18 protein-coding genes are annotated in these 20,551 nt (G+C 67.8%); 13 read left to right on the top strand and 5 right to left on the bottom strand.

All coding sequences use genetic code 11. The annotated features are described in order from the left end of the window. Positions 1 to 45: 45 nt before the first annotated feature. The 7 genes from dnaN to C8J26_RS00060 all read left to right on the top strand — a co-directional run bounded on the left by dnaN (position 46) and on the right by C8J26_RS00060 (position 8,483). Positions 46 to 1,164 carry a DNA polymerase III subunit beta gene (dnaN, locus tag C8J26_RS00095; protein ID WP_056017955.1) on the top strand — a complete coding sequence of 373 codons (1,119 nt, stop codon included), beginning with the start codon at positions 46 to 48 and terminating at the stop codon, positions 1,162 to 1,164. A 110-nt stretch (positions 1,165 to 1,274) separates the two neighbouring features. Beyond that, the gene (locus C8J26_RS00090) at positions 1,275 to 2,075 is read left to right on the top strand and encodes a Coq4 family protein (protein WP_107956259.1); all 801 of its coding nucleotides are present in this window, start codon (positions 1,275 to 1,277) and stop codon (positions 2,073 to 2,075) included. Between the two features lie 97 nt (positions 2,076 to 2,172). Then, positions 2,173 to 3,381: a DNA replication/repair protein RecF gene (locus C8J26_RS00080; protein WP_244185089.1), complete on the top strand. Its 1,209-nt coding sequence runs from the start codon at positions 2,173 to 2,175 to the stop codon at positions 3,379 to 3,381. Between the two features lie 87 nt (positions 3,382 to 3,468). After that, the gene (locus C8J26_RS00075; protein WP_234422520.1) at positions 3,469 to 4,272 is read left to right on the top strand and encodes an OmpA family protein; all 804 of its coding nucleotides are present in this window, start codon (positions 3,469 to 3,471) and stop codon (positions 4,270 to 4,272) included. A 510-nt stretch (positions 4,273 to 4,782) separates the two neighbouring features. Next, positions 4,783 to 7,317 carry a DNA topoisomerase (ATP-hydrolyzing) subunit B gene (gene gyrB / locus C8J26_RS00070; RefSeq protein ID WP_107956976.1) on the top strand — a complete coding sequence of 845 codons (2,535 nt, stop codon included), beginning with the start codon at positions 4,783 to 4,785 and terminating at the stop codon, positions 7,315 to 7,317. 57 nt (positions 7,318 to 7,374) lie between these two features. Then, positions 7,375 to 7,647, top strand: a complete 273-nt coding sequence (locus C8J26_RS00065; RefSeq protein ID WP_056419628.1) for a DUF1488 family protein — start codon at positions 7,375 to 7,377, stop codon at positions 7,645 to 7,647. Beyond that, positions 7,644 to 8,483 (top strand): shikimate 5-dehydrogenase, encoded by an 840-nt coding sequence (locus C8J26_RS00060; protein ID WP_107956258.1) that lies wholly within the window; start codon positions 7,644 to 7,646, stop codon positions 8,481 to 8,483. Before C8J26_RS00065 ends, C8J26_RS00060 begins: the two co-directional genes overlap by 4 nt. Here the strand turns inward: C8J26_RS00060 and C8J26_RS00055 are convergent. Beyond that, the gene (locus C8J26_RS00055) at positions 8,420 to 9,061 is read right to left on the bottom strand and encodes a DedA family protein (protein WP_107956257.1); all 642 of its coding nucleotides are present in this window, start codon (positions 9,059 to 9,061) and stop codon (positions 8,420 to 8,422) included. The genes C8J26_RS00060 and C8J26_RS00055 overlap by 64 nt on opposite strands. A gap of 128 nt (positions 9,062 to 9,189) precedes the next feature. After that, on the bottom strand, positions 9,190 to 9,696 hold the full coding sequence (locus C8J26_RS00050) for a DNA-deoxyinosine glycosylase (protein ID WP_107956256.1): 507 nt from the start codon (positions 9,694 to 9,696) through the stop codon (positions 9,190 to 9,192). A 181-nt stretch (positions 9,697 to 9,877) separates the two neighbouring features. Here C8J26_RS00050 and C8J26_RS00045 point away from each other — a divergent pair, with 181 nt between their 5' ends. Next, complete coding sequence (locus C8J26_RS00045; protein ID WP_107956255.1) at positions 9,878 to 11,911, top strand: S9 family peptidase; 2,034 nt, start codon at positions 9,878 to 9,880, stop codon at positions 11,909 to 11,911. Between the two features lie 67 nt (positions 11,912 to 11,978). Here C8J26_RS00045 and C8J26_RS00040 read toward each other — a convergent pair whose 3' ends face one another. After that, complete coding sequence (locus C8J26_RS00040) at positions 11,979 to 12,629, bottom strand: DUF1345 domain-containing protein (protein ID WP_107956254.1); 651 nt, start codon at positions 12,627 to 12,629, stop codon at positions 11,979 to 11,981. Between the two features lie 49 nt (positions 12,630 to 12,678). On the opposite strand from C8J26_RS00040, the gene hisS reads away from it, so the two are divergent. The 4 genes from hisS to C8J26_RS00020 all read left to right on the top strand — a co-directional run bounded on the left by hisS (position 12,679) and on the right by C8J26_RS00020 (position 17,605). Next, on the top strand, positions 12,679 to 13,923 hold the full coding sequence (hisS, locus tag C8J26_RS00035) for a histidine--tRNA ligase (RefSeq protein WP_107956253.1): 1,245 nt from the start codon (positions 12,679 to 12,681) through the stop codon (positions 13,921 to 13,923). 112 nt (positions 13,924 to 14,035) lie between these two features. Further along, the gene (gene prfA, locus C8J26_RS00030; RefSeq protein WP_056019641.1) at positions 14,036 to 15,109 is read left to right on the top strand and encodes a peptide chain release factor 1; all 1,074 of its coding nucleotides are present in this window, start codon (positions 14,036 to 14,038) and stop codon (positions 15,107 to 15,109) included. Positions 15,110 to 15,190: 81 nt separating this feature from the next. Beyond that, complete coding sequence (gene prmC, locus C8J26_RS00025; RefSeq protein ID WP_279628924.1) at positions 15,191 to 16,066, top strand: peptide chain release factor N(5)-glutamine methyltransferase; 876 nt, start codon at positions 15,191 to 15,193, stop codon at positions 16,064 to 16,066. Between the two features lie 258 nt (positions 16,067 to 16,324). After that, on the top strand, positions 16,325 to 17,605 hold the full coding sequence (locus C8J26_RS00020; RefSeq protein WP_107956252.1) for a DUF4167 domain-containing protein: 1,281 nt from the start codon (positions 16,325 to 16,327) through the stop codon (positions 17,603 to 17,605). Between the two features lie 180 nt (positions 17,606 to 17,785). On the opposite strand, the gene C8J26_RS00015 is transcribed toward C8J26_RS00020, so the two are convergent. Continuing rightward, positions 17,786 to 18,088, bottom strand: coding sequence for a hypothetical protein (locus tag C8J26_RS00015; protein ID WP_107956251.1), 303 nt, complete (start codon positions 18,086 to 18,088; stop codon positions 17,786 to 17,788). A 71-nt stretch (positions 18,089 to 18,159) separates the two neighbouring features. On the opposite strand from C8J26_RS00015, the gene C8J26_RS00010 reads away from it, so the two are divergent. Next, entirely contained in the window at positions 18,160 to 18,588 is a 429-nt protein-coding gene (locus C8J26_RS00010) for a CBS domain-containing protein (protein ID WP_107956250.1), read from the top strand. An 18-nt stretch (positions 18,589 to 18,606) separates the two neighbouring features. Here C8J26_RS00010 and C8J26_RS00005 read toward each other — a convergent pair whose 3' ends face one another. Then, positions 18,607 to 20,160, bottom strand: a complete 1,554-nt coding sequence (locus C8J26_RS00005) for a lipopolysaccharide biosynthesis protein (protein ID WP_279628923.1) — start codon at positions 20,158 to 20,160, stop codon at positions 18,607 to 18,609. Positions 20,161 to 20,551 lie beyond the last annotated feature (391 nt).

Here is a 20,551-nt window from a genome sequence, read left to right as displayed (position 1 = left end):
TTGCCCCCAGCCCCGAGTCCGGCTGTGGAGGCCGGGGGAATTTTGATGAAGGCGACGATCGAACGCGCAACGCTCCTCAAGGGGCTGAGCCATGTCCAGTCCGTGGTGGAGCGGCGCAACACCATCCCCATCCTGTCGAACGTGCTGATCGAGGCGACCGCCGAGGGTACGCTCAAGCTGATGGCGACCGATCTGGATCTCCAGATCAACGAATCGATCGCCGCCGCGGTCGATCAGCCCGGCGCGACCACCGTGTCCGCGCACACGCTGTTCGACATCGCGCGCAAACTGCCCGAGGGCAGCCAGGTCCAGCTCGCCGCGTCGGAAGGCCGGATGAGCATCGTCGCGGGCCGCGCGCGCTTCTCGCTCGGCACGCTGCCGCGCGACGATTTCCCGGTGATCGCCGAAGGCGAACTGCCGACTCAGTTCGAACTGCCCGCCGAGACCTTGAAGCAGATCATCGACAAGACGCGCTTCGCGATCTCGACCGAAGAGACGCGCTATTATCTCAACGGCATCTTCCTGCATGTAGCCGACGGCGACAGCTCGAACCCCGTGCTCAAGGCCGCCGCGACCGACGGCCACCGCCTCGCGCGCGTCACGCTGCCGCGGCCCGAGGGCGCCGAATCGATGCCCGACGTGATCGTCCCGCGCAAATGCATCGGCGAGTTGCGGAAACTGCTCGACGAGGTCGACGGCTCGGTCGGCGTCTCGCTGTCGCCCACCAAGATCCGCTTCGACCTCGGCCAGGCGATCCTGACCTCGAAGCTGATCGACGGCACCTTCCCCGATTACAGCCGCGTCATCCCGACCGGCAACGACAAGATCCTCAAGATCGACCCCAAGAGCTTCATGGAAGGCGTCGACCGCGTGTCGACGATCGCCACCGAGAAGACGCGCGCGGTGAAGATGGCGCTCGATCGCGACAAGATCACGCTGTCGGTGACCTCGCCCGAAAACGGCACCGCCGCCGAGGAGGTCCCCGGCGATTACGTCGCGCTCCCGTTCGAGATCGGCTTCAACAGCCGCTACCTGATGGACATCCTCGCGCAGATCGACGGCGACATGGTCGAAGTCCACCTCGCCGACGCCGCCGCCCCGACGCTGATCCGCGAAAACGACAAGTCGCCCGCGCTCTACGTGCTGATGCCAATGCGCGTCTGACCGTCACGCCCTGACGATCGATCGAAAGGCCATCCTGCGGGGTGGCCTTTTTCGTTTGAACGCAGCGCCGGATCTGATACTAACAGCAATGTCAGTAAGGAGTCGATTCGATGGCGAAGCTTCCTCCCTTTCCCGGTACGACGGGTCGTCGCGATTGGCCGACGGCGTTCGACGCGATCAAAAAATTGCTCGCGAACGGTGACGACACGACTCAGGTGTTCCGGATCATGCGCGCGCTGAACGTCGGCAATGCGCCGATGAACTACGCCCGGCTGATCGCCACCGAACAGGGCGGGCGGATCGCCTATGACCAGGTCGAGCTCGCGCGGCGGTTTTCCGATCCCGCGTTCGTCGCGAGCTTCGCGCCCGGCACGGTCGGTGCGGCGTATCGCGACTTCCTCGAGACGACGGGCTATTCCGCCGATGGCCTGGTCGAGGTCTCGCGCCTCGTGCCGAGCGAGGACGATCTCGCGCACCCATACGCCTGGTTCGGCCGGCGGGTGCGCGACACGCACGACATCTGGCACGTGCTGACCGGCTACAAGGCGGACGAGAGCATGGGCGAAGCCGCGCTGGTCGCGTTCAGCTATGCGCAGGTCGGCGGGCTCGGCTGGGCGCTGATCGGCTCGGCGGCGGCGCTGAAAAGCATCCGCGTGACGGGCAGCCGGCTCTTCGCCAAGGCGGTCTGGGAGGGCTATCGCCACGGCCGCAAGGCGAAGTGGATTTCGGGCGAGGACTATCTGACGCTGCTGCACGAGCCGCTCGACGCCGCGCGCGCACGGCTCGGTATCGCGACACCGGTCGCATATCTGCACGCGCAGCGCGAACTCGGACCCGAACTCGCCTCGTATCTCAGCACGCAGCGCGCCGCGAACGCGGCGGCCGTCGCGCCGCAGCAGATCGCCGCCTGACGCGAAGGTCGACCAGGCCAACCCCTTACCCCATTCGTGCTGAGCGAACGGAAAAGGGCGATGCAATCGGCTCCGAAAGTCCTTTAAGGCGGGGGCAATGCTCTCGCGCCTCGTCCTCACCGATTTCCGCAATCACGCCGACCTGACGCTCGTACCGGGCGCCGGGTTCGTCGTGCTGACCGGCGAGAACGGCGCAGGCAAGACCAACATCCTCGAGGCAGTATCGCTGCTCGCCCCCGGCCGTGGCCTGCGGCGTGCAGCGCTCGGCGAGATGGCGCGCCAGGGCGGGGCCGGCGGATTCGGCGTCGCGGCGACCCTGTCCCCTGAGGCGTCGGCGCAGGCCGCCTCGCGTCTCCCCTCCCGCTTGCGGGAGGGGTTAGGGGAGGGCGCGACGTACGTACCGGCGTCCGGCATCGAGGAAAACGCGCCCCTCCCCCGACCCCTCCCGCAAGCGGAAGGGGAGGGGAAAACGCCCTCCGCAGCCGAGGTCGACGTCGCGACCGGCACGCTCGCCTCCGCGCCCGAGCGCCGCATCGTCCGCATCCAGGGCGCCACCACCACCGCGAACGCGCTGGCCGAGTGGCTCACGATCCTGTGGCTCACCCCCGCGATGGACCGGCTGTTCGTCGCCCCCGCCGGCGAGCGCCGCGGCTTTCTCGATCGCCTCACGCTCGCGCTCGCGCCTACCCATGCGCACCACGCCGCCCGCTACGACGCGGCGATGCGCGCGCGCAACCGGCTGCTCGCCGACGAGGGCCGCCCCGATGGCGACTGGCTCTCCGCGCTCGAGGGGCAGATGGCCGAACACGGCGCCGCCGTCGACGCGGCGCGGCGCGAGACGGTGGCGTTGCTCGGCGCGCGGCTCGCGGATCAGGACGACGGCCCGTTCCCGCGCGCAGGGCTGGCGCTCGACGGCTGGAACGGCGACACGACCCGGCTGCACGCCGATCTCGCCCAGGCGCGCGCGCGCGACGCCGCCGCCGGGCGCACGCTCGCCGGCCCGCACCGCGTCGACCTGATCGTGACGCATCTCGACAAGGCGCGCGCCGCCTCGCTCGCGTCCACCGGCGAGCAGAAGGCGCTGCTCCTCGGCATCGTCCTGGCGCATGCCGATCTCGTCGCCGAACGCACCGGCACCCCGCCCGTGCTGCTCCTCGACGAGGTCGCCGCGCATCTCGATCCGGCCCGCCGAGCGGCGCTGTTCGCCCGGCTCGCGGGCCGCGGTCAGGTGTGGATGACGGGTACCGAGGACGCGCTGTTCGACGCGATCGACGGCCGCGCAACGCGGATCGCGGTCGGGCGTTAGGCTGAACGCGCGCTGTCGATCGACGTCACCGCGCGTTCAAGCGGACGCGCCCAAAGCTCCGTCCATCGAAGACCTGGAGAGACAATAATGACCCGGACATTCACGCGCGCCGCCTTCGGCGTCCTGATGATCGCAGCGACCACGGCTCCCGCCCTTGCCCAAGCAGGCGAGGGCGCGCGCGACGGCGGCCGCTACGACATGAGCCGCGCGCCCTGGTCGCGCCCCGGCTATCGCCTCGAGGGCGCAGGCGTGCCGATCCTGTTCCCCGAACTGCGCAATACGCCGCGCGGCCGCGCGTTCGTGATGCCCAATTTCGACGCCAACGGCGACGGCCGGATCAACCGCCGCGAAGCCGACGACGCCAACCGCGAGTTCGCGCGGATCGCCGGCCCGCGCCGCGACCGGTTCGACTGGGACGCCTATGGTCGCGACCCACGCGGCTATCGCGGCGGCACGACCGTCGTCGAGACCACCACGACGTGGGACCGCAGCGCGATGCGCAATTACGGCTTCCGCCAGACCCCGCGCGGTGCGACGCTGACGCTGCAGGAGGACGTGCTGTTCCGCACCGACAGCGACGTGCTCCGCCCCGGCGCGATCGAGAAGCTGCGCCCGCTGGCGCGCTATCTGCGCGGCAATCCGGGCGTCCGCGTCGCCATCGACGGCTTCACCGACTCGCGCGGCACCGACGCGCACAACCAGGACCTGTCCGAGCGCCGCGCGGCGAGCGTCCGCCAGGCGTTCGATGACATGGACGTCGTCCGCGCGCGCTTCAGCGTCGTCGGCCACGGCGAAAGCCAGCCGGTCGCGACGAACACGACCGCGGCCGGTATGCGCCTCAACCGCCGCGTCGAAGTGACGCTGTTAGGCCAGCGCGCCGACCGCTTCTGACCACCAACGCCCTCTCCCCCCGGGGGAGAGGGAAGGGGCCCGCGGCCGCTTGGCCGTGGGAAGGGTGAGGGGCGTGAGGCTCGCGACGCATCCGCCAAAGCCCCTCACCCTTCCGTCGCCTACGGCTCCTCCCTCCCTCTCCCCGTGGGGGAGAGGGACATGCCAACCCAAGCGACACCACCCCGGCGAAGGCCGGGGCCCAAATGGGGGACGGTGCTGACGGAAGGTGGCGCTACGTTACGACGACCTTTCCACCTGGGCCCCGGCCTCCGCCGGGGAGGCGCCATGTTTGGAGCAAGGCCAACCCCCTGTCCTACACGCCACCACCCTGCCACCCTCCCCGCATGGCGATCCACCCCCCCCTCGCACCCCCCACGCTCGAAACCCAAAGTCCACCCGCCCCGCAAAACGCTCCCAGCGTCTATACTTCCTATACTTCACTCCCCCACGCCCCAGTCCCCGCAGGCCATTTCGCTTCCGTTTCGGCCGTCCGATGCCTATATGCTGGGCATGGCATCCAACCCCGAAACCAATAATCCCAACCTGCCCAACCAGGGCGACTATGGCGCCGACTCGATCAAGGTCCTCAAGGGCCTCGACGCAGTGCGCAAGCGCCCCGGCATGTATATCGGCGATACCGACGACGGGTCGGGCCTCCACCACATGGTGTTCGAGGTCAGCGACAACGCGATCGACGAGGCGCTTGCCGGGCATTGCGACCGGATCGACATCGTCCTCAACGCCGACGGTTCGGTCAGCGTCACCGACAATGGCCGTGGTATCCCGACCGGCATCCACACCGAGGAAGGCGTCTCGGCGGCCGAGGTCATCATGACCCAGCTCCACGCCGGCGGTAAGTTCGAGAACACCAACGACGAGAACGCGTACAAGGTCTCGGGCGGCCTGCACGGCGTCGGCGTCTCGGTCGTCAACGCGCTCAGCGAATGGCTCGACCTGACGATCTGGCGCGACGGCAAGGAGCATTACATGCGCTTTGCGTTCGGCGACGCGGTGATGCCGCTCAAGATCGTCGGCGACGCGGCCGAGGGCCAGAAGGGCACGCGCGTCACCTTCTTCCCGTCGCCCGCGACCTTCAAGATCACCGATTTCGACTTCGACAAGCTCGAGCATCGCTACCGCGAGCTCGCCTTCCTCAATTCGGGCGTCCGCCTGTTCCTCTCCGACGCGCGGCACGAGGAGATGAAGACCGTCGAGCTCTATTACGAGGGCGGTATCGCCGCGTTCGTGAAGTATCTCGATCGCGCCAAGGTGCCGTTGATGCCCGAGCCGGTCGCGATTTCGGGCACGCGCGACGACGTCACGATGGACGTCGCGCTCCAGTGGAACGACTCTTACTACGAAAACGTCCTCGCCTTCACGAACAACATACCCCAGCGCGACGGCGGCACGCACATGGCCGCGTTCCGCGCCGCGCTGACCCGCACGCTCAACAACTATGCCGAGAAATCGGGCCTGTTGAAGAAGGAGAAGGTCCAGCTCACCGGCGAGGACATGCGCGAGGGGCTCACCGCGATCGTCTCGGTCAAGCTGCCCGACCCGAAGTTCAGCAGCCAGACCAAGGACAAGCTCGTCTCGTCCGAAGTCCGCCAGCCCTTGGAAAGCCTGATGGCCGACAAGATGGCCGAATGGCTCGAAGAGAACCCCGCGCACGGCAAGGCGATCGTCGCCAAGATCATCGACGCCGCCGCCGCGCGTGAAGCCGCCAAGCGCGCGCGCGAACTGACGCGCCGCAAGGGCGTGATGGACATCGCCTCGCTGCCCGGCAAGCTCGCCGATTGCCAGGAGCGCGATCCCGCCAAGTCCGAGCTGTTCCTGGTCGAGGGTGACTCGGCCGGCGGTTCGGCGAAGCAGGGCCGCGATCGCCATTTCCAGGCGATCCTCCCCCTGCGCGGCAAGATCCTCAACACCGAGCGCGCGCGCGAAGACCGCATGCTGTCGAGCCGCGAGATCGGCACGCTCATCACCGCGATGGGCACCGGCATCCGCGACGACTTCAACGCGGACAAGCTGCGCTACCACAAGATCGTCATCATGACCGACGCAGACGTCGACGGCGCGCACATCCGCACGCTGTTGCTGACGCTGTTCTACCGCCACATGCCCAAGATCATCGAGGGCGGGTATCTCTACATCGCCCAGCCGCCGCTGTATAAGGCGACCAAGGGCCGGTCGGAGGTGTATCTCAAGGACGATGCGGCGCTCGACGAATATCTGGTCGATGCCGGCGTCGGCACGATGGTGCTTGACGGCCCCGGCGGCGGCCGCTCGGGTCGCGACCTGAAGGATCTGGTCGATCACGCGCGCCGCATGCGCACGCTGATGCGCTACGTCCCCAAGCGCTACGATGCCGGCATGATCGAGGCGCTGGCACTCGGCGGCGTGTTCGATCCGGAGGCCTCGGTCGCGGATCGCACCTCGCGGCTCGAGATCGTCACGCGTCGCCTCGAACTCGACGACGGCGATGCGCGCTGGACCGCAGTGCTGACCGAAGACGGCGGCATCCATTTCCAGCGTGCGTGGCGCGGCGTCACCGATCATCACATCATCGAGGCGAGCTTCCTCGTCTCGGCCGAGGCACGCAAACTCCATGCGCTGTCGGGCGAACACGCCGACAGCTATGCGCAGACCTCGAACCTCGTTCCCGCCAGCAAGGCATCGCAGGCGGACGAGCCCGAGGCCGAGGACGGCGCCGCGGAGGCTGGCGCCGGTGTCATCGGTTCGGTCACCGCCGTCGCCGCGCGCGGCTCGACACAGGTGTCGCGCCCGAGCCATCTGCTCGACGCGATCCTGACCGCCGGGCGCAAGGGTCTCGCGATCCAGCGCTACAAGGGTCTGGGCGAGATGAACGCGGAACAGCTCTGGGAAACCACGCTCGATCCGTCGGTCCGCTCGATGCTTCGCGTCACCGCGGTCAATGCCGAGAGCGCGAACGAGATCTTCACGCAGCTGATGGGCGAAGTCGTCGAACCGCGCCGCGAGTTCATCCAGGACAACGCGCTGAACGTCGCCAATCTCGACGTCTGAGGCGGAACATCGAGTGTCCAACCGCGCTTAACGGCCATCTATCTAGGAGTGATACGCATGGCCGAAGACCGGTTGGACATCGATCTGAAGACGCTCGAGGACAATAGCGACCTGCGCCAGGTCGAGTTCGAGGGCGAAGTGAGCGACGAGCGCTATCAGTTCGCGGTACAGTATGACGTGCTCGAAGCGCTGAGCACGGTCGCCCCCGAGGGCGATGCCGTCGCGATCTTCAAGCAGCATGCCGAAGAGATCGCCGATCTCGGCGTCGTGGCCTTGGCGCGTGATCCCGATCAGGAGATCGTCGTGATCAGCGAGAACGACCTCGAATGACGTCCGCCCGCCCGAACCGCGTCAAGCCTCTGCTCGGCCGCGACACGCAGATGTGCATGTCGCTGTCCGCACGCCCGAGCAATTTCGGCACCCGGTTCCACAACCGCCTCTACGAACTGCTCGGGCTCGATTACGTCTACAAGGCCTTCACGACGAAGGATCTGGCGGGTGTCGTCGGCGGCATCCGCGCGCTCGGGATCCGCGGCTGCGCGGTGTCGATGCCGTTCAAGGAGGCGGTGATCCCGATGCTCGACGCGCTCGACCCCTCGGCCCGCGCGATCGACAGCGTCAACACCATCGTCAACGACGGCGGCGTCCTGACCGGGTTCAACACCGATTACACCGCGGTCCGCATGCTGCTCGACTCGCACGACGTCGATCCCGCGATGCGCTTCATGCTGCGCGGATCGGGCGGGATGGCGAAGGCGGTCGCGACGGCGTTGCGCGATGCCGGCTTTGCGAACGGCACGATCGTCGCGCGCAACGAAACCGCGGGCCGCGCGCTCGCCGACGCGCATGGCTATGCCTGGACCGCGGAGCCCGATCCGGCGGGGGCGCCGATGCTCGTCAACGTCACTCCGCTCGGGATGGCGGGCGCGGACGCCGATGCGCTCGCGTTCGACTCGCCGCTGATCGCGGGGTGCGAGGTCGCGTTCGACGTCGTCGCGCTCCCCACCGAAACCCCGTTCCTCGTCGCCGCCCGCGGCGCGGGCAAGCGTATCGTCTCGGGCGGCGAGGTGGGGATTTTGCAGGCGCTCGAGCAGTTCGTGCTCTATACCGGCGTCCGGCCGGATCCGTCGGAGGTGGACGACGCAGCGGCGGTCGCGCGCGCCTGACCCTCGCCCGCGGCGCGCGCACGACGCCCGCGCCACAGGCGGAAGCCGGCGATGATCAGGGCGGCGACGCCGACCAGTATCGCGACGCCAACCAGCTTCTGTCTCGGCATCACCCGCCCGACCAGCTCGATCAGCCCGTCGCCGAACACATAGCCGATCCCCGTGAAGACCACGCCCCACACAAGCGCGGAGATCGCGTTGAGCACGACGAAGGTGCGCGCGGGCACGTGCGACGTGCCGACCGCGATCGGGCTGATCGTCCGCAACCCATACAGGAAGCGAAAGCCGAGGATGAAGATCGTCGGATGCCGGTCGAGCGTGTCGAGCGCCTTGGCAAAGGCGGGTTTCTCGGCGATCCGGCGCACGCGCTTGGTGTCGCGGTACTTCCGTCCGGCGAAGAAAAAGAGCTGATCCGCGAAGAACGACCCCGTCACCGCCGCCGCCGCGCTGCCCCATAACGGCAACAGATGCTGGTGCGCGAGCAGCCCGCCGGTGACGACGCTGGTCTCGCCCTCGAACGCCGCGCCAAGGAAGATCGCGGCGAGGCCGTATTCGGCGATGAAGCTTTCGATCGACATCCCTTGCCCTTGCCGGACCGCGCACCGTTTAGCCAGCCGTCGATCACGCCTGCGCGTGGGCAACGTCACCCGGATATCACGCTAATCCCTTGTCGAGGCTCAGCTAATCCGCCTGCGCCCACGGGGTGCTACAGCTGCGCGTCGCGCAGGAACGCGGCGAGCGCCGACCATGCAGGCTGCTTGGCGGCGAGACCGATCGTGTGCAGCGGGCTGCTCGACGGCAGCGCGACGATCTCGGGTCCGCGGAAATCCCGGCCGAGCAGCTTCAGGCCCTGTTTCAGCGCGGTGCCACCGTTGAACGCGATCGCGCGCAGATCGGGCAGCGTCGCGACCAGCCCGGCAATGTCGTTGCCCGCGATATCCAGGATCGCGGCGTCGGTGCTCCCCGCGCGTCGCGCCGATCCGATCACGTCCCACAATGCGACCCGCTGCGCACGCAACGCCGCCAGCCGGTCGTCATAGTCGAGCGCAGCAAGGTCGCACCCGACGACCGGCGACATCAGCTGCCAGAACTGGTTCTGCGGATGCGCATAATAACGCTGCGCGGCGAGCGAACGGTCGCCCGGCAGGCTGCCGAGGACGAGGATTCGGGCATCAGGGTCGGCGACGGGCGGGAAGGAGTGCTTCAGCGGCATGAGCGCGTCTTAACGCCATCCCGTTCTCCCGCGAAGGCGGGAGTCCAGCGTTGCGGACGGCAGCGTTCGTGGCTCCTGGACCCCCGCTTCCGCGGGGGAACCATAAACGGACGGGCGCATCGACCACGCCGCCAATTCCCGCGATTGCGCGCGATCCCGCAAGCGTCCTATCACGCACGCCATGAAGATCATGCTCTCCGCCAGCCTCGCCGTGCTCGCCCTCGCGAGTGCCCCCGCCGCCGCCCGGCAGCTCACCATCGACGACGTGACGATGCTCAGCCGCGTCGGAGCGCCGACCGCCTCGCCGGACGGGCATTGGCTCGTCTGGGCGCAGCGCGAGACCGATCTCGCCGCCGACAAGGGGCGCTTCGACCTCTGGCGGCTCGACCTGACCACGCCCGGCGCGAGCCCGGTGAAGCTGCTCGCCGATCCGCAGGTCAACGAGAACGACCCGCAGATCGTCGGCACCACCGTCTATTTCACCTCCGACAAGGGCGGCGATGACGCTATCTGGTCGGTGCCGATCACCGGCGGCACGCCGCGCCGCCTCACGAGCTTCAAGGGTGGTTTTGGCGGCTTCAAGGTCGCGCCGACCGGCGACAAGCTGCTCGTCTGGGCGGATCGCAAGCCCGGCGCGCCGAGCCTCGAGCCGGCGATGGTGAAGAAGGATCCGAACGCCGGCGCCGGCCGCACGTACGACCAACTGTTCGTGCGCCACTGGGATACGTGGGCGGACGGGACGCGCTCGCAACTTTTCGTGCTGCCGCTGACCGCCGCGGGTGCGACCGGCAACGGGGTTCCGCTGGTCGGCACGCTCGTCGGCGATGCGCCGTCAAAGCCCTATGGCGGCGCCGAGGAAGTCTCGTGGAGCCCCGACGGCCGCACCGTCTATTTCGCGATGCGCGAGGCGGGGCGGATCGAGTCGCTGTCGACCAATCTCGACATCTTCTCGGTCCCTGCCGATGGCTCCGCGGCCCCGGTCAATCTGACCGCGGCGAACAAGGCGACCGATAACCTCCCGACGGTATCGCCCGACGGCCGCAGCCTCGCCTATTTCGCGATGCGCAGGCCCGGGTTCGAGGCGGATCGCCAGGTGCTCACGCTGCGCGACATCGCGACCGGCAAGACGGTGTCGCTGACCGAGCGCTGGGACCGGTCGGTCGGCTCGATCGCCTGGGCACCCGACTCCAAGTCGCTCTACGTCACCGCCGACGACACGCAGGAAACGCCGCTGTTCCGCGTCGATGCAGCCACTGGCGCCGTGACGCGGCTCACGCAGGAGGGGCATGTCAGCGCGGTCGCGATCACCCCGCGCGGACCCGTGGTGGCGATCGACAGCCTGACCGCACCGGCCGATTTCTATCGGATCGCGGGTAGCGGTGCGCCCCAGCGTCTGACCCAGGTCAACGCGGCCAAGCTTGCCGGAATCGAAATGCCCACGGTCACGCGGTTCAACTTCAAGGGCGCCAACGCCGACACCGTCTGGGGTTATGCGGTGAAACCGTACGGCAGCACGGGCAAGGTCCCGGTCGCGTACATGGTCCATGGCGGGCCGCAGGGGTCGAGCAACAACAGCTGGTCGTATCGCTGGAATCCGGCGGTGTTCGCCGGCGCGGGCTACGGGCTGGTCGCGGTCGATTTCCACGGGTCGACCGGCTACGGGCAGGGCTTCACCGACGCGATCAGCAACAACTGGGGCGGCTGGCCGCTCGAGGATCTGCAAAAGGGTCTGAAGGCCGCGACCGACAAGTTCGCCTGGCTCGATGCCGACAATGCGTGCGCGCTCGGCGCGTCATATGGCGGCTATATGATGAACTGGATTGAGGGGCAGTGGCCCGATCGTTTCAAGTGCATCGTCCAGCATGACGGCGTGTTCGACGCGCGCGCGATGGCGTACGAGACCGAAGAGCTCTGGTTCGACGAGTGGGAGCATGGCGGGAAGGCCTATTACGAGGACCCGCAGGCGTTCGAGAAATGGAACCCGGTCAATTACGTCGCCAAGTGGAAGACGCCGATGCTGGTGATCACCGGCGAGAAGGACTTCCGCATTCCCTACACGCAGGGGCTCGCGACGTTCACCGCGCTCCAGCGTCGCGGAATCCCGTCGCGGTTGCTGGTCAACCCGAACGAGAACCACTGGGTGCTCAAGCCGAAGAACTCGCGCCAATGGTATGGCGAGGTGCTCGGCTGGATGAACAAGTGGACCGCCAAATAATCGTTCCGCCTCGTCACGCCGGACCCGGTCCGGCGTGACGAAGCTGCCCTGACGGAAAGGGGATAGCTCAGCCGCTGCCCAGCACGTTGATCGTGAACGCCAGCACGCCGATGTTGAACACGAACGCTGCCATGCACTGGCCGAGCGCGGCTTTCCGCACCCGGCGCGACGTGATCTCGACGTCGGAGGTCTGGAACGTCATCCCCAGCGTGAACGCGAAATAGGCGAAGTCCCAGTAATCGGGCTCATCGCAGCTCGGGAAATCGAGCCCCTTCGCATCCTTCCCCGCAGGATCGTCGACATAATAGAGATGCGCATAGTGCAGCGTGTAGATCATGTTCGAGAACAGCCACGCGAGCGCCAGCGTGGTGATCGTCAGCACGATCGCGACCGCGTCGTTCTTGCCCTGCAGCTCCTTCGCCACCGCGACCAGGATGACGAGCATGATCGTGCCGCTGAACCCGAGCAGCACCGCGCGGTTGGCGTCATTCTCCTGCGCGGCGCGGCGCATCCGCTCGGCACTGGCGTTGCGGAACAGCGTCGCGACCGCGATCAGGAACACCGCGGCGGCAAGGTCGAAGGCCCCCATCGTGCCGCGTCCGAGCCCGAAGCGCGGGATCATCGTCACCAGCCCGATCACGAACACCAGCACGAACAGGACGAAGCGTGGCGGGGCAACGCGTTGGCCCAGGCCCCAATATCTGGCTTTGCTAGTCATGGCACGGCGCTAGCGCTTCGCGGTCACGTCGCCTAGATACGCGCGCATCATGGCAAGAATAGAAACCCCGCGCCGCATTCGTGGCACCCAGGACATTTTCGGTGACGAGCAGCGCCGCTTCGCGCACGTCCTGTCGACGTTCGAGCGCGTGCGGGCGCTATATTGCTTCCAGCGCATCGACATCCCGGTGTTCGAGTCGACCGCGGTGTTCGCGCGCTCGCTCGGCGAGACGACCGATGTCGTGTCGAAGGAAATGTACACGTTCGAGGATCGCGGCGGCGATTCGCTGACGCTGCGCCCCGAATTCACCGCGGGGATCGCGCGCGCCTATCTGACCGAGGGCTGGCAGCAGTTCGCGCCGCTCAAGATCACGACCAGCGGCCCGGTGTTCCGCTACGAGCGTCCGCAAAAGGGGCGGTTCCGGCAGTTCCACCAGATCGACGCCGAGGTGATCGGCGCGGCCGAGCCCGCGGCGGACGTCGAACTTCTGGTGCTTGCGGACCAGCTGCTGCGCGAACTTGGCATTGCCGAAGGCGTGACGTTGCAGCTGAATACCTTGGGCGACGCCGAGACGCGCGAGGCATGGCGCGCGGCGCTGGTCGCGCATTTCGAGGCGCATCGCGGCGCGCTGTCCGAGGACAGCCTGACCCGGCTTGAGAAGAACCCGATGCGGATCCTCGATTCGAAGGATCCGCGCGACCGTCCGATCGCCGACAGCGCGCCCGATATCGACGCGTATCTGACGCCCGAGGCGCGCGCGTTCTTCGACGCGGTGACCGCCGGGCTCGACGCCGCGGGCGTCGCGTGGGAGCGCAATGCGCGGCTGGTGCGCGGGCTCGATTACTACCGCCACACCGCGTTCGAGTTCGTGACCGACCGGTTGGGCGCGCAGGGCACCGTGCTGGCCGGCGGCCGTTATGACGGGCTGATCGGCTCGCTCGGCGGTCCGGAGACGGCGGGCGTGGGCTGGGCCGCGGGCGTCGAGCGACTGGCGATGTTGCTGGACGAACCGGCAGCGGCGACGATCGACGCGGTGGTCGTGCCGATGGGCGCGGACGCCGAAGCGCGCGCGATGGGTATCGTCGCGGACCTGCGCCGTGCAGGCGTTGCGGTCGAGATGGCCTATAAGGGCAAGATGAAGGCACGCATGGCGAAGGCCGACGCGCTCGGCGCACGCTTCGCGATCATCCTCGGCGACGACGAACTCGCGAAGGGCGTCGCGGCCGTAAAGACGCTCGGCGCGGGCACGCAGGCCGAAGTCGCCTTCGCCGATCTCGCGGAGGCGCTGCGTTGAGCCTCCCCCGTCATCCCAGCGAAAGCTGGGATATTCCGGTTGGCGGGCTCGGCACTCGCCCCATTGAGATCCCAGCGTTCGCTGGGATGACGGGTGGGGAGGGCGTGCCCGCATGACCCAGATCTCCCCCGACCGCATCCGCGCGATCGAGGCGCGGCGCGACGAGTTGCAGGCGCTGATGTCGACCGGCGACCTCCCGTCCGACCGCTTCGTCGCGGTGTCGAAGGAATATGCAGAGCTCGAACCCGTCGCCCAGGCCGCTACCGAAGTGCGCCGTCTGCGACAGGAGGCGGAAAGCCTCGCCTTCATGGCCGAGGATGCCGACGACGAGCTGCGCGCGATGGCGTCCGAGGAGCTGCACGAGAACCGCACGCTGCTCGAGACCGCGGACCGCAAGCTCGCGCTCGCGCTGCTGCCGCGCGATTCCGCCGACGAGCGCTCGGCGATGCTCGAAGTCCGCGCCGGCACGGGTGGGGACGAGGCGGCATTGTTCGCGGGCGACCTGTTCCGGATGTACCAGCGTTATGCCGAATCGCAGGGCTGGCGCGTCGAAATGATCTCCGGCTCGTCGTCCGACGCGGGCGGCTTCAAGGAAGTCGTCGCCAGCGTCACGGGGCAGGGCGTATTCGCCAAGCTCAAATACGAAAGCGGCGTCCACCGCGTCCAGCGCGTTCCCGCGACCGAGGCGGGCGGCCGGATCCACACCTCCGCGGCGACGGTCGCGGTGCTGCCCGAGGCGGAAGAAGTCGACGTCAAGATCGACGACAAGGACCTGCGCATCGACGTCTATCGCTCGTCCGGACCGGGCGGGCAGTCGGTCAACACGACCGACTCGGCTGTGCGGATCGTCCACATCCCGACCGGGCTGACGGTGATCCAGCAGGACGAGAAGTCGCAGCACAAGAACAAGGCCAAGGCCCTGCGCGTGCTGCGGACGCGTCTCTACGAGGCGGAGCGCGACCGGTTGCATGCCGAGCGCGCGGGCGCGCGCAAATCGATGGTCGGCTCGGGCGACCGCTCGGAGCGGATCCGGACGTATAATTTCCCGCAAGGCCGTGTGACCGATCACCGCATCAACCTGACGCTGCACCGCCTGCCCGAGATCGTCGCGGGCGAGATGGACGAGCTGATTGGCGCGCTGGTGTCGCAGGACGAGGCGGATCGGCTGGCGCAATTGGATGGGTGAGGGTGCCCCGGCCACGACGGCGTTCCCCTCCCGCTTGCGGGAGGGGCTAGGGGAGGGGCGTCCCACAAACGCCGCCGCCCGGTGATAGCCCCTCCCCCGACCCCTCCCGCGAGCGGAAGGGGAGCCGTAAACGCCGGTATCGCCGCCGCCGCCGCGCGCTTCGCCTTTTCCGCCACGCCGCGGCTCGACGCCGAACTCCTGATGGCGCACGCACTCGGCGTCGAGCGCAACGCGATCCTCCTCGACCCGACGCGCTACGCCATCCCAGCCGCCTTCGCCGCGCTCGTCGAACGCCGTCTCCGCCACGAGCCAATCGCCTACATCACCGGCACGCGCGGCTTCTGGTCGATCGATCTCGCGGTGGGCCCCGGCGCGCTCGTCCCCCGCGCGGACAGCGAAACGCTGCTGATCGCCGCGCAGGCGCATTTTGCGGGTCGCGCGCCCGGCACCGTGCTCGATCTCGGCACCGGCCCCGGCACGCTGTTGCTCGCCGCGCTCGACGAATGGCCCGCACAAGGTCTCGGCGTCGACTTTTCTTCCAAAGCGCTCGACTACGCCCGTGACAACGCCGCTACGCTCGGCATGACCGACCGCGCCCGCTTCATCCGCGGGAGTTGGGCGAGCGCGATCGCCGGCCAGTTCGACCTGATCCTCGCCAATCCACCCTACATCGCCACCGACGAAACACTCCCTGCGGAGGTCCATGACCACGAACCGCACGCGGCGCTGTTCGCCGGTCGCGACGGGCTCGACGATTACCGCATCCTCGCCCGGCAACTCCCCGCGCTGATCGCGCCGGGTGGCGCAGCGGTGATCGAGATCGGCGCGACGCAGGCTGAACCCGTCACCGCCCTGCTCGCCGCGCAGGGTTTGCACGTCGCGCTCCACCATGACTATGGCGCCAACCCGCGCGCGCTGGTCGCGACCAAAGTCCTGACCCCCTGCACCGCGCCTTGAACTATATGGCGCGAAACCGCATATTTCGCTTGTAGTAGGTCCCTTGCGGACGCTATCACGTGGGCAGGGGCACGCAATCTCGACACATTGGTCGTTTTTGGGCGTTGACCCGCATCCTTCGCTTTGAGGTCGCTGCAGTCCGGTGGCCCTGGCAAGTTCGACGCACCGATCTCGTGTAGATCATCGGTGCGCGGCGGGGGGTTTGCACCGCATTTCGGAGCACGACCAGATTTTGGTTCGACGACTGAGGACACAAGCTTGATCAACAACCGGCAAGCCGGCCGCCGTCGCGGTCGTGGCAACAATAATAATGGCGGCGGCGGTAGTGGTGGCGGTCAACGCCAGGGCGGCGGCGGTGGTGGTGGCCAGGGCGGTCGCGACACCGGCAACCGCATCGACAGCCGTGCGCGCGGCAACGCGAGCCAGCTGTACGAGAAGTACAAGAACCTCGCGCGCGACGCGCAGATGCAAGGCGACCGCGTCAACATCGAATATTACCTCCAGTTCGCGGACCATTATTTCCGCGTCCTGAGCGAGACGCGCGCGCGCTTCGAAGAGAGCCAGCCGCAGGCGCAACAGCAACCGCGTCGCCAGCAGCCCTTCGATCTCGACGGTGACGACGATTATGGCGACGAGGGCGAACCGATCCGTTCGGGCGAGCAGCAGGGCGCGCCCGAGCAGGGCCGTGGCGATCAGCAGAGCGGTGGCCAGCAAAATGCCGGGCAGCAGAACGGTGGCCAGCAGAACGGCCAATACCAGAACGCACCCCGCCAGAACCGCGAAGATCGGCCACAGCGCGAAGACCGTCCGCGGTACGAGAACACCCGCTACGAAGGTCAGCGTAACGAAGGTCAGCGTAACGACGGCCAGCGCAGCGAGGGCCAGCGCAGCGAAGGCCAGCGCAGCGAAGGCCAGCGCGAAGATCGCGTCCGTGGCGACAGCCCGCGTAACCAGCGCAATGCGAACCGCGACGCCCAGCCCCGCGACGCCCAAGCGCGCGACGAGCGCGGCAATGAAGAGCAGGCTCAGGCTCGCGAAGCGCAGGCGCGTGATACGCAGGGTCGCGACGAGCAGGTTCGTGAACCCCGCTCCGACTACCGTGATGCGCCGCCGCGCGAGACGATCCGTCGCGCGCCGCGCGCCAACGCGCAGACGGCGAACGCCAACCAGGATTCCGAAGCCGACGCGCTGCGTTCGGTGACCGAGTCCGCCGATCCGGTCGCGCAGTCGACCGACGCCGTCGACAGCGCGTCGCCCGTCGCGGCCCCCGCCGTCGCTGCGACCGAGGAACAGCCTCGCCGTCGTGGTCGGCCGCGTCGCGATCGCAGCCTCGACGCACCCGTGGCGCAGGACGAGGGCGCACCGACCGCGTTCGACGCGGATCGCCTGCCGCCATCGCTCGGGATTTCGGCCACCGTCGCACCGGCACCAACGCCGGCGCCGGCAGCCGACGCAGCCCCCGCCGCGGACGCGTCGCCCGAGGAAAAACCCCGCCGCCGCCGCGTTCGCGCGGTACCCGATGAGGTCCAGGCGGGCTGATCCCCATGGGTCACCCGGATTCATGTCCGCGTTGAAGAGAAATTGGCCGGTACCGCAGCGCGGTGCCGGCCTTTTTCATGCCGGTACGCAGCAGAGCGCGGGGGCCAGCAACTACGCCGATACGTCCGCTTCAGTCGGACGGCGCGTTCGCAGGGACTGCCCTCGCGGCGCGAGCGCGTGTCACTCGATCCGCGTAACGTCCTCGTCGTGCCCGCTGCCCGAACTGAGAAACACCAGGCCCATCAACAGCCCGGCCATCATCACCGATCCGCCGACTCCGCCAATCACCGCGAGCATCGTCACCAGGTGCAGCGGCCCTTGCAGATGCGCCATGCCCGCGATCACCCCGGCGACGCAGATCGCCGCCGCCAGCACCATCCACGCCATGATGGCGCGGAACCGCGCCCAGGCGAACGCGGCATAGTGCGGATCGTCGAGTCCGGTGGGCGTTCCGGCGGGGTGATCGGGCAGGCGATCGGTCATCGCTTCACATTGCCCTGCAAACATGGTTTCCTCAACCCACGCGCAACAGACGCAATTGAGGAGAGGCGAAGATGACGATCGCGGCGATCCTGAAGAACCGGGAGGGCGGCATCCTGTCGCTCACGCCCGACGATACCGTGGCGCAGGCGGTGGCGCTGCTGGCGGGCAAGCGGATCGGTGCGGCACCGGTGCTCGATGGCGACCAGGTGGTCGGCATCTTCTCCGAACGCGACGTCATCCATTGCCTGCAAGCCGACGGTGCCGCCGCGCTCGATCAGCGGATCGGCACGGTAATGACCACCGCGGTGAAGTCGGTCGGCCCGGGCGAGTCGGCGATCGGTGCCTTGTCGCTGATGACGCAGCGCCGGATCCGCCATCTCCCGGTGATCGATGGCGACACGCTGGTCGGGTTCGTCTCGATCGGCGATCTCGTCAAATACCGCATCGACCGGATTGAGGCGGACGCGGCCGCGATGCGCGAATATATCCAGTCCGCGTGAGCCTTCGCGCCGCTTGGGTCATTCAGGCGTAGGCTGTTTCCGCACGACCGCGATCAACTCGCGGATCGTCGGCCGCGCGAACAGTCCCATCCAGCTCGCATAGACCGCGGCGCCAACGGGCACGAGCACGGCGAGCCGCCAATGCGCGTCGAGCGGCGGCAGGCTGCGGTCCACCAGCGTGACGATCGCCGCCATCGCGATCGCCGCCACCGCCGGCGATGCGACCGCGCGCACGATCTCACGCGCGCGCACGCCGATGACCGGCAAGGTCCGCCACGCGCTGATCGCCAGATATAGCGGATATGCCGCGATCCACGCGATCCCCATCCCGGTCGGGCCCCATCGCACGCCGACCAGAAAGGCGATCGTCAGGATCAGCGCGCCGGTCGCACCGTTCCGCACGCCGATCCCCGGTCGCCCACGCGCATCCGAGGCCGGCGTGAACAGCACCTGCAGAGTCATGAACGGCATCGCCAGCGCGAGCAGCTGCACGACCGGCGCGGTTTCGCGCCATTTGTCGCCCAGCACGGTCAGCACCAGCGGCTCGGCGGTCGCGGCGAGCCCCATGTAGAACGGCATCGCGACGATCATCACCATCCGCACGCCCTTGACGAACGCGCGCCCGATCGCGTCCGGATCGGCCTGCATGCGTGCATAGGCGGAGAAGGCAACCTCGTTCAGCGGCGGCACGAACTTCGACACGAAGATCTGCGTGAGGAACAGGCTGGTGGTATAGATGCCGAGCGTATGCGGCGAAAAACTGCGCCCCGCGATGAACACGTCCGCCTGGCTCTGCAGGAACCAGAACAGCTGCCCCGCCGCCATCACCCCGCCATAGCGCGCGATCGTCCCCGCGCCGCGAAAGTTGAAGCTCGGCCACACGAGCGACCGCGCCGACCATGTCATCATCGCGCCGCGAACGCTGAACAGCACGATCGGCGCGATCACCAACGTCCACACGCCAAGGCCATAAAGCGCACCGCCCAGCGCCGCGCTGGCGGAGGCGATCGAAGCAGTGATGTTCGCCTTCGCCTGGTGACGGAAATCCATCGCCCGCGACAGCAGCGCATAGGGAAGCGCGATGAACGGTGTGGTGAGATACAGCAATGCCTGCACGCGAAGCATGTCGCCGACGATCGGCTGGCGGTAATAAGCGGACGCCAGTGGCGCGAGCGATAGCTGCGCGATCGCCAGCGCACCGTTCAGCACGATCAGCATCCCGAACAGCTGGCGCACTTCGCGCTGGCTGATCTCCTTCTGCTGGATCAGCCCGCTCGCCAGTCCATAGCCATTGAGCATCGCCATGAAGGTGAGGATCACCTGGCACATGGCGAAAAGGCCATAATCGGCCGGTGCGAGAATCCGGATCACGAGGAAGGTCGCGCACCACTGCACCATCTGCGCGACGATCTGGCTGCCCGATCGCCATATGAGCGCGCTGCGGACCTGTCCCGCGAGCGAGGCCGGTTCGGCCGGCGCGCCCGGGACATCCGCCGAGGCCGGTGGCGGCACGGTTTCGGGTCCATTCGCCGGCGTGGGGGCGGGGATCGCGGTATCCATCGTATCGGGCATGTAGCGGTATGGGCCTTCACAAGCGCTTAAGGCGGGACTCTAAAGACGTATGATGCGTGTCACAGGACGCCGTCGCTATACCAGCTAAGGAATGCGGTGCGTTAACAAGCGCTTGGCTGGCGCCCGCGTGGGTGGGTTGGGGGCGCAGAACGCGTGGGCGGGCGAAAATTGCCACAAATATGCAAGAAAGTGTTTGACGGGTCTGCGGGGTGGCCGTAGAGGGGTGTCACCGCAGCGGAGTGCCTCACCGGCTTCTGCAGCGGTCGCAAAAAACCAGATGCTCCAAGCTTCCTGCAAGGGAGGTTATGCGAGTGTCGGTATTTTTGTCGGCTCTTTGACATTGTAGGTTTAGATGAAGGGACATGTGGGCGGCGGCTTGCGGTTTCCGGGC

Source organism: Sphingomonas aurantiaca (assembly GCF_003050705.1).
GTDB lineage: Bacteria > Pseudomonadota > Alphaproteobacteria > Sphingomonadales > Sphingomonadaceae > Sphingomonas > Sphingomonas aurantiaca.
The sequence above is the reverse complement of the archived record's forward strand: the minus strand, read 5'-3'. Positions and strand labels throughout refer to the sequence as shown.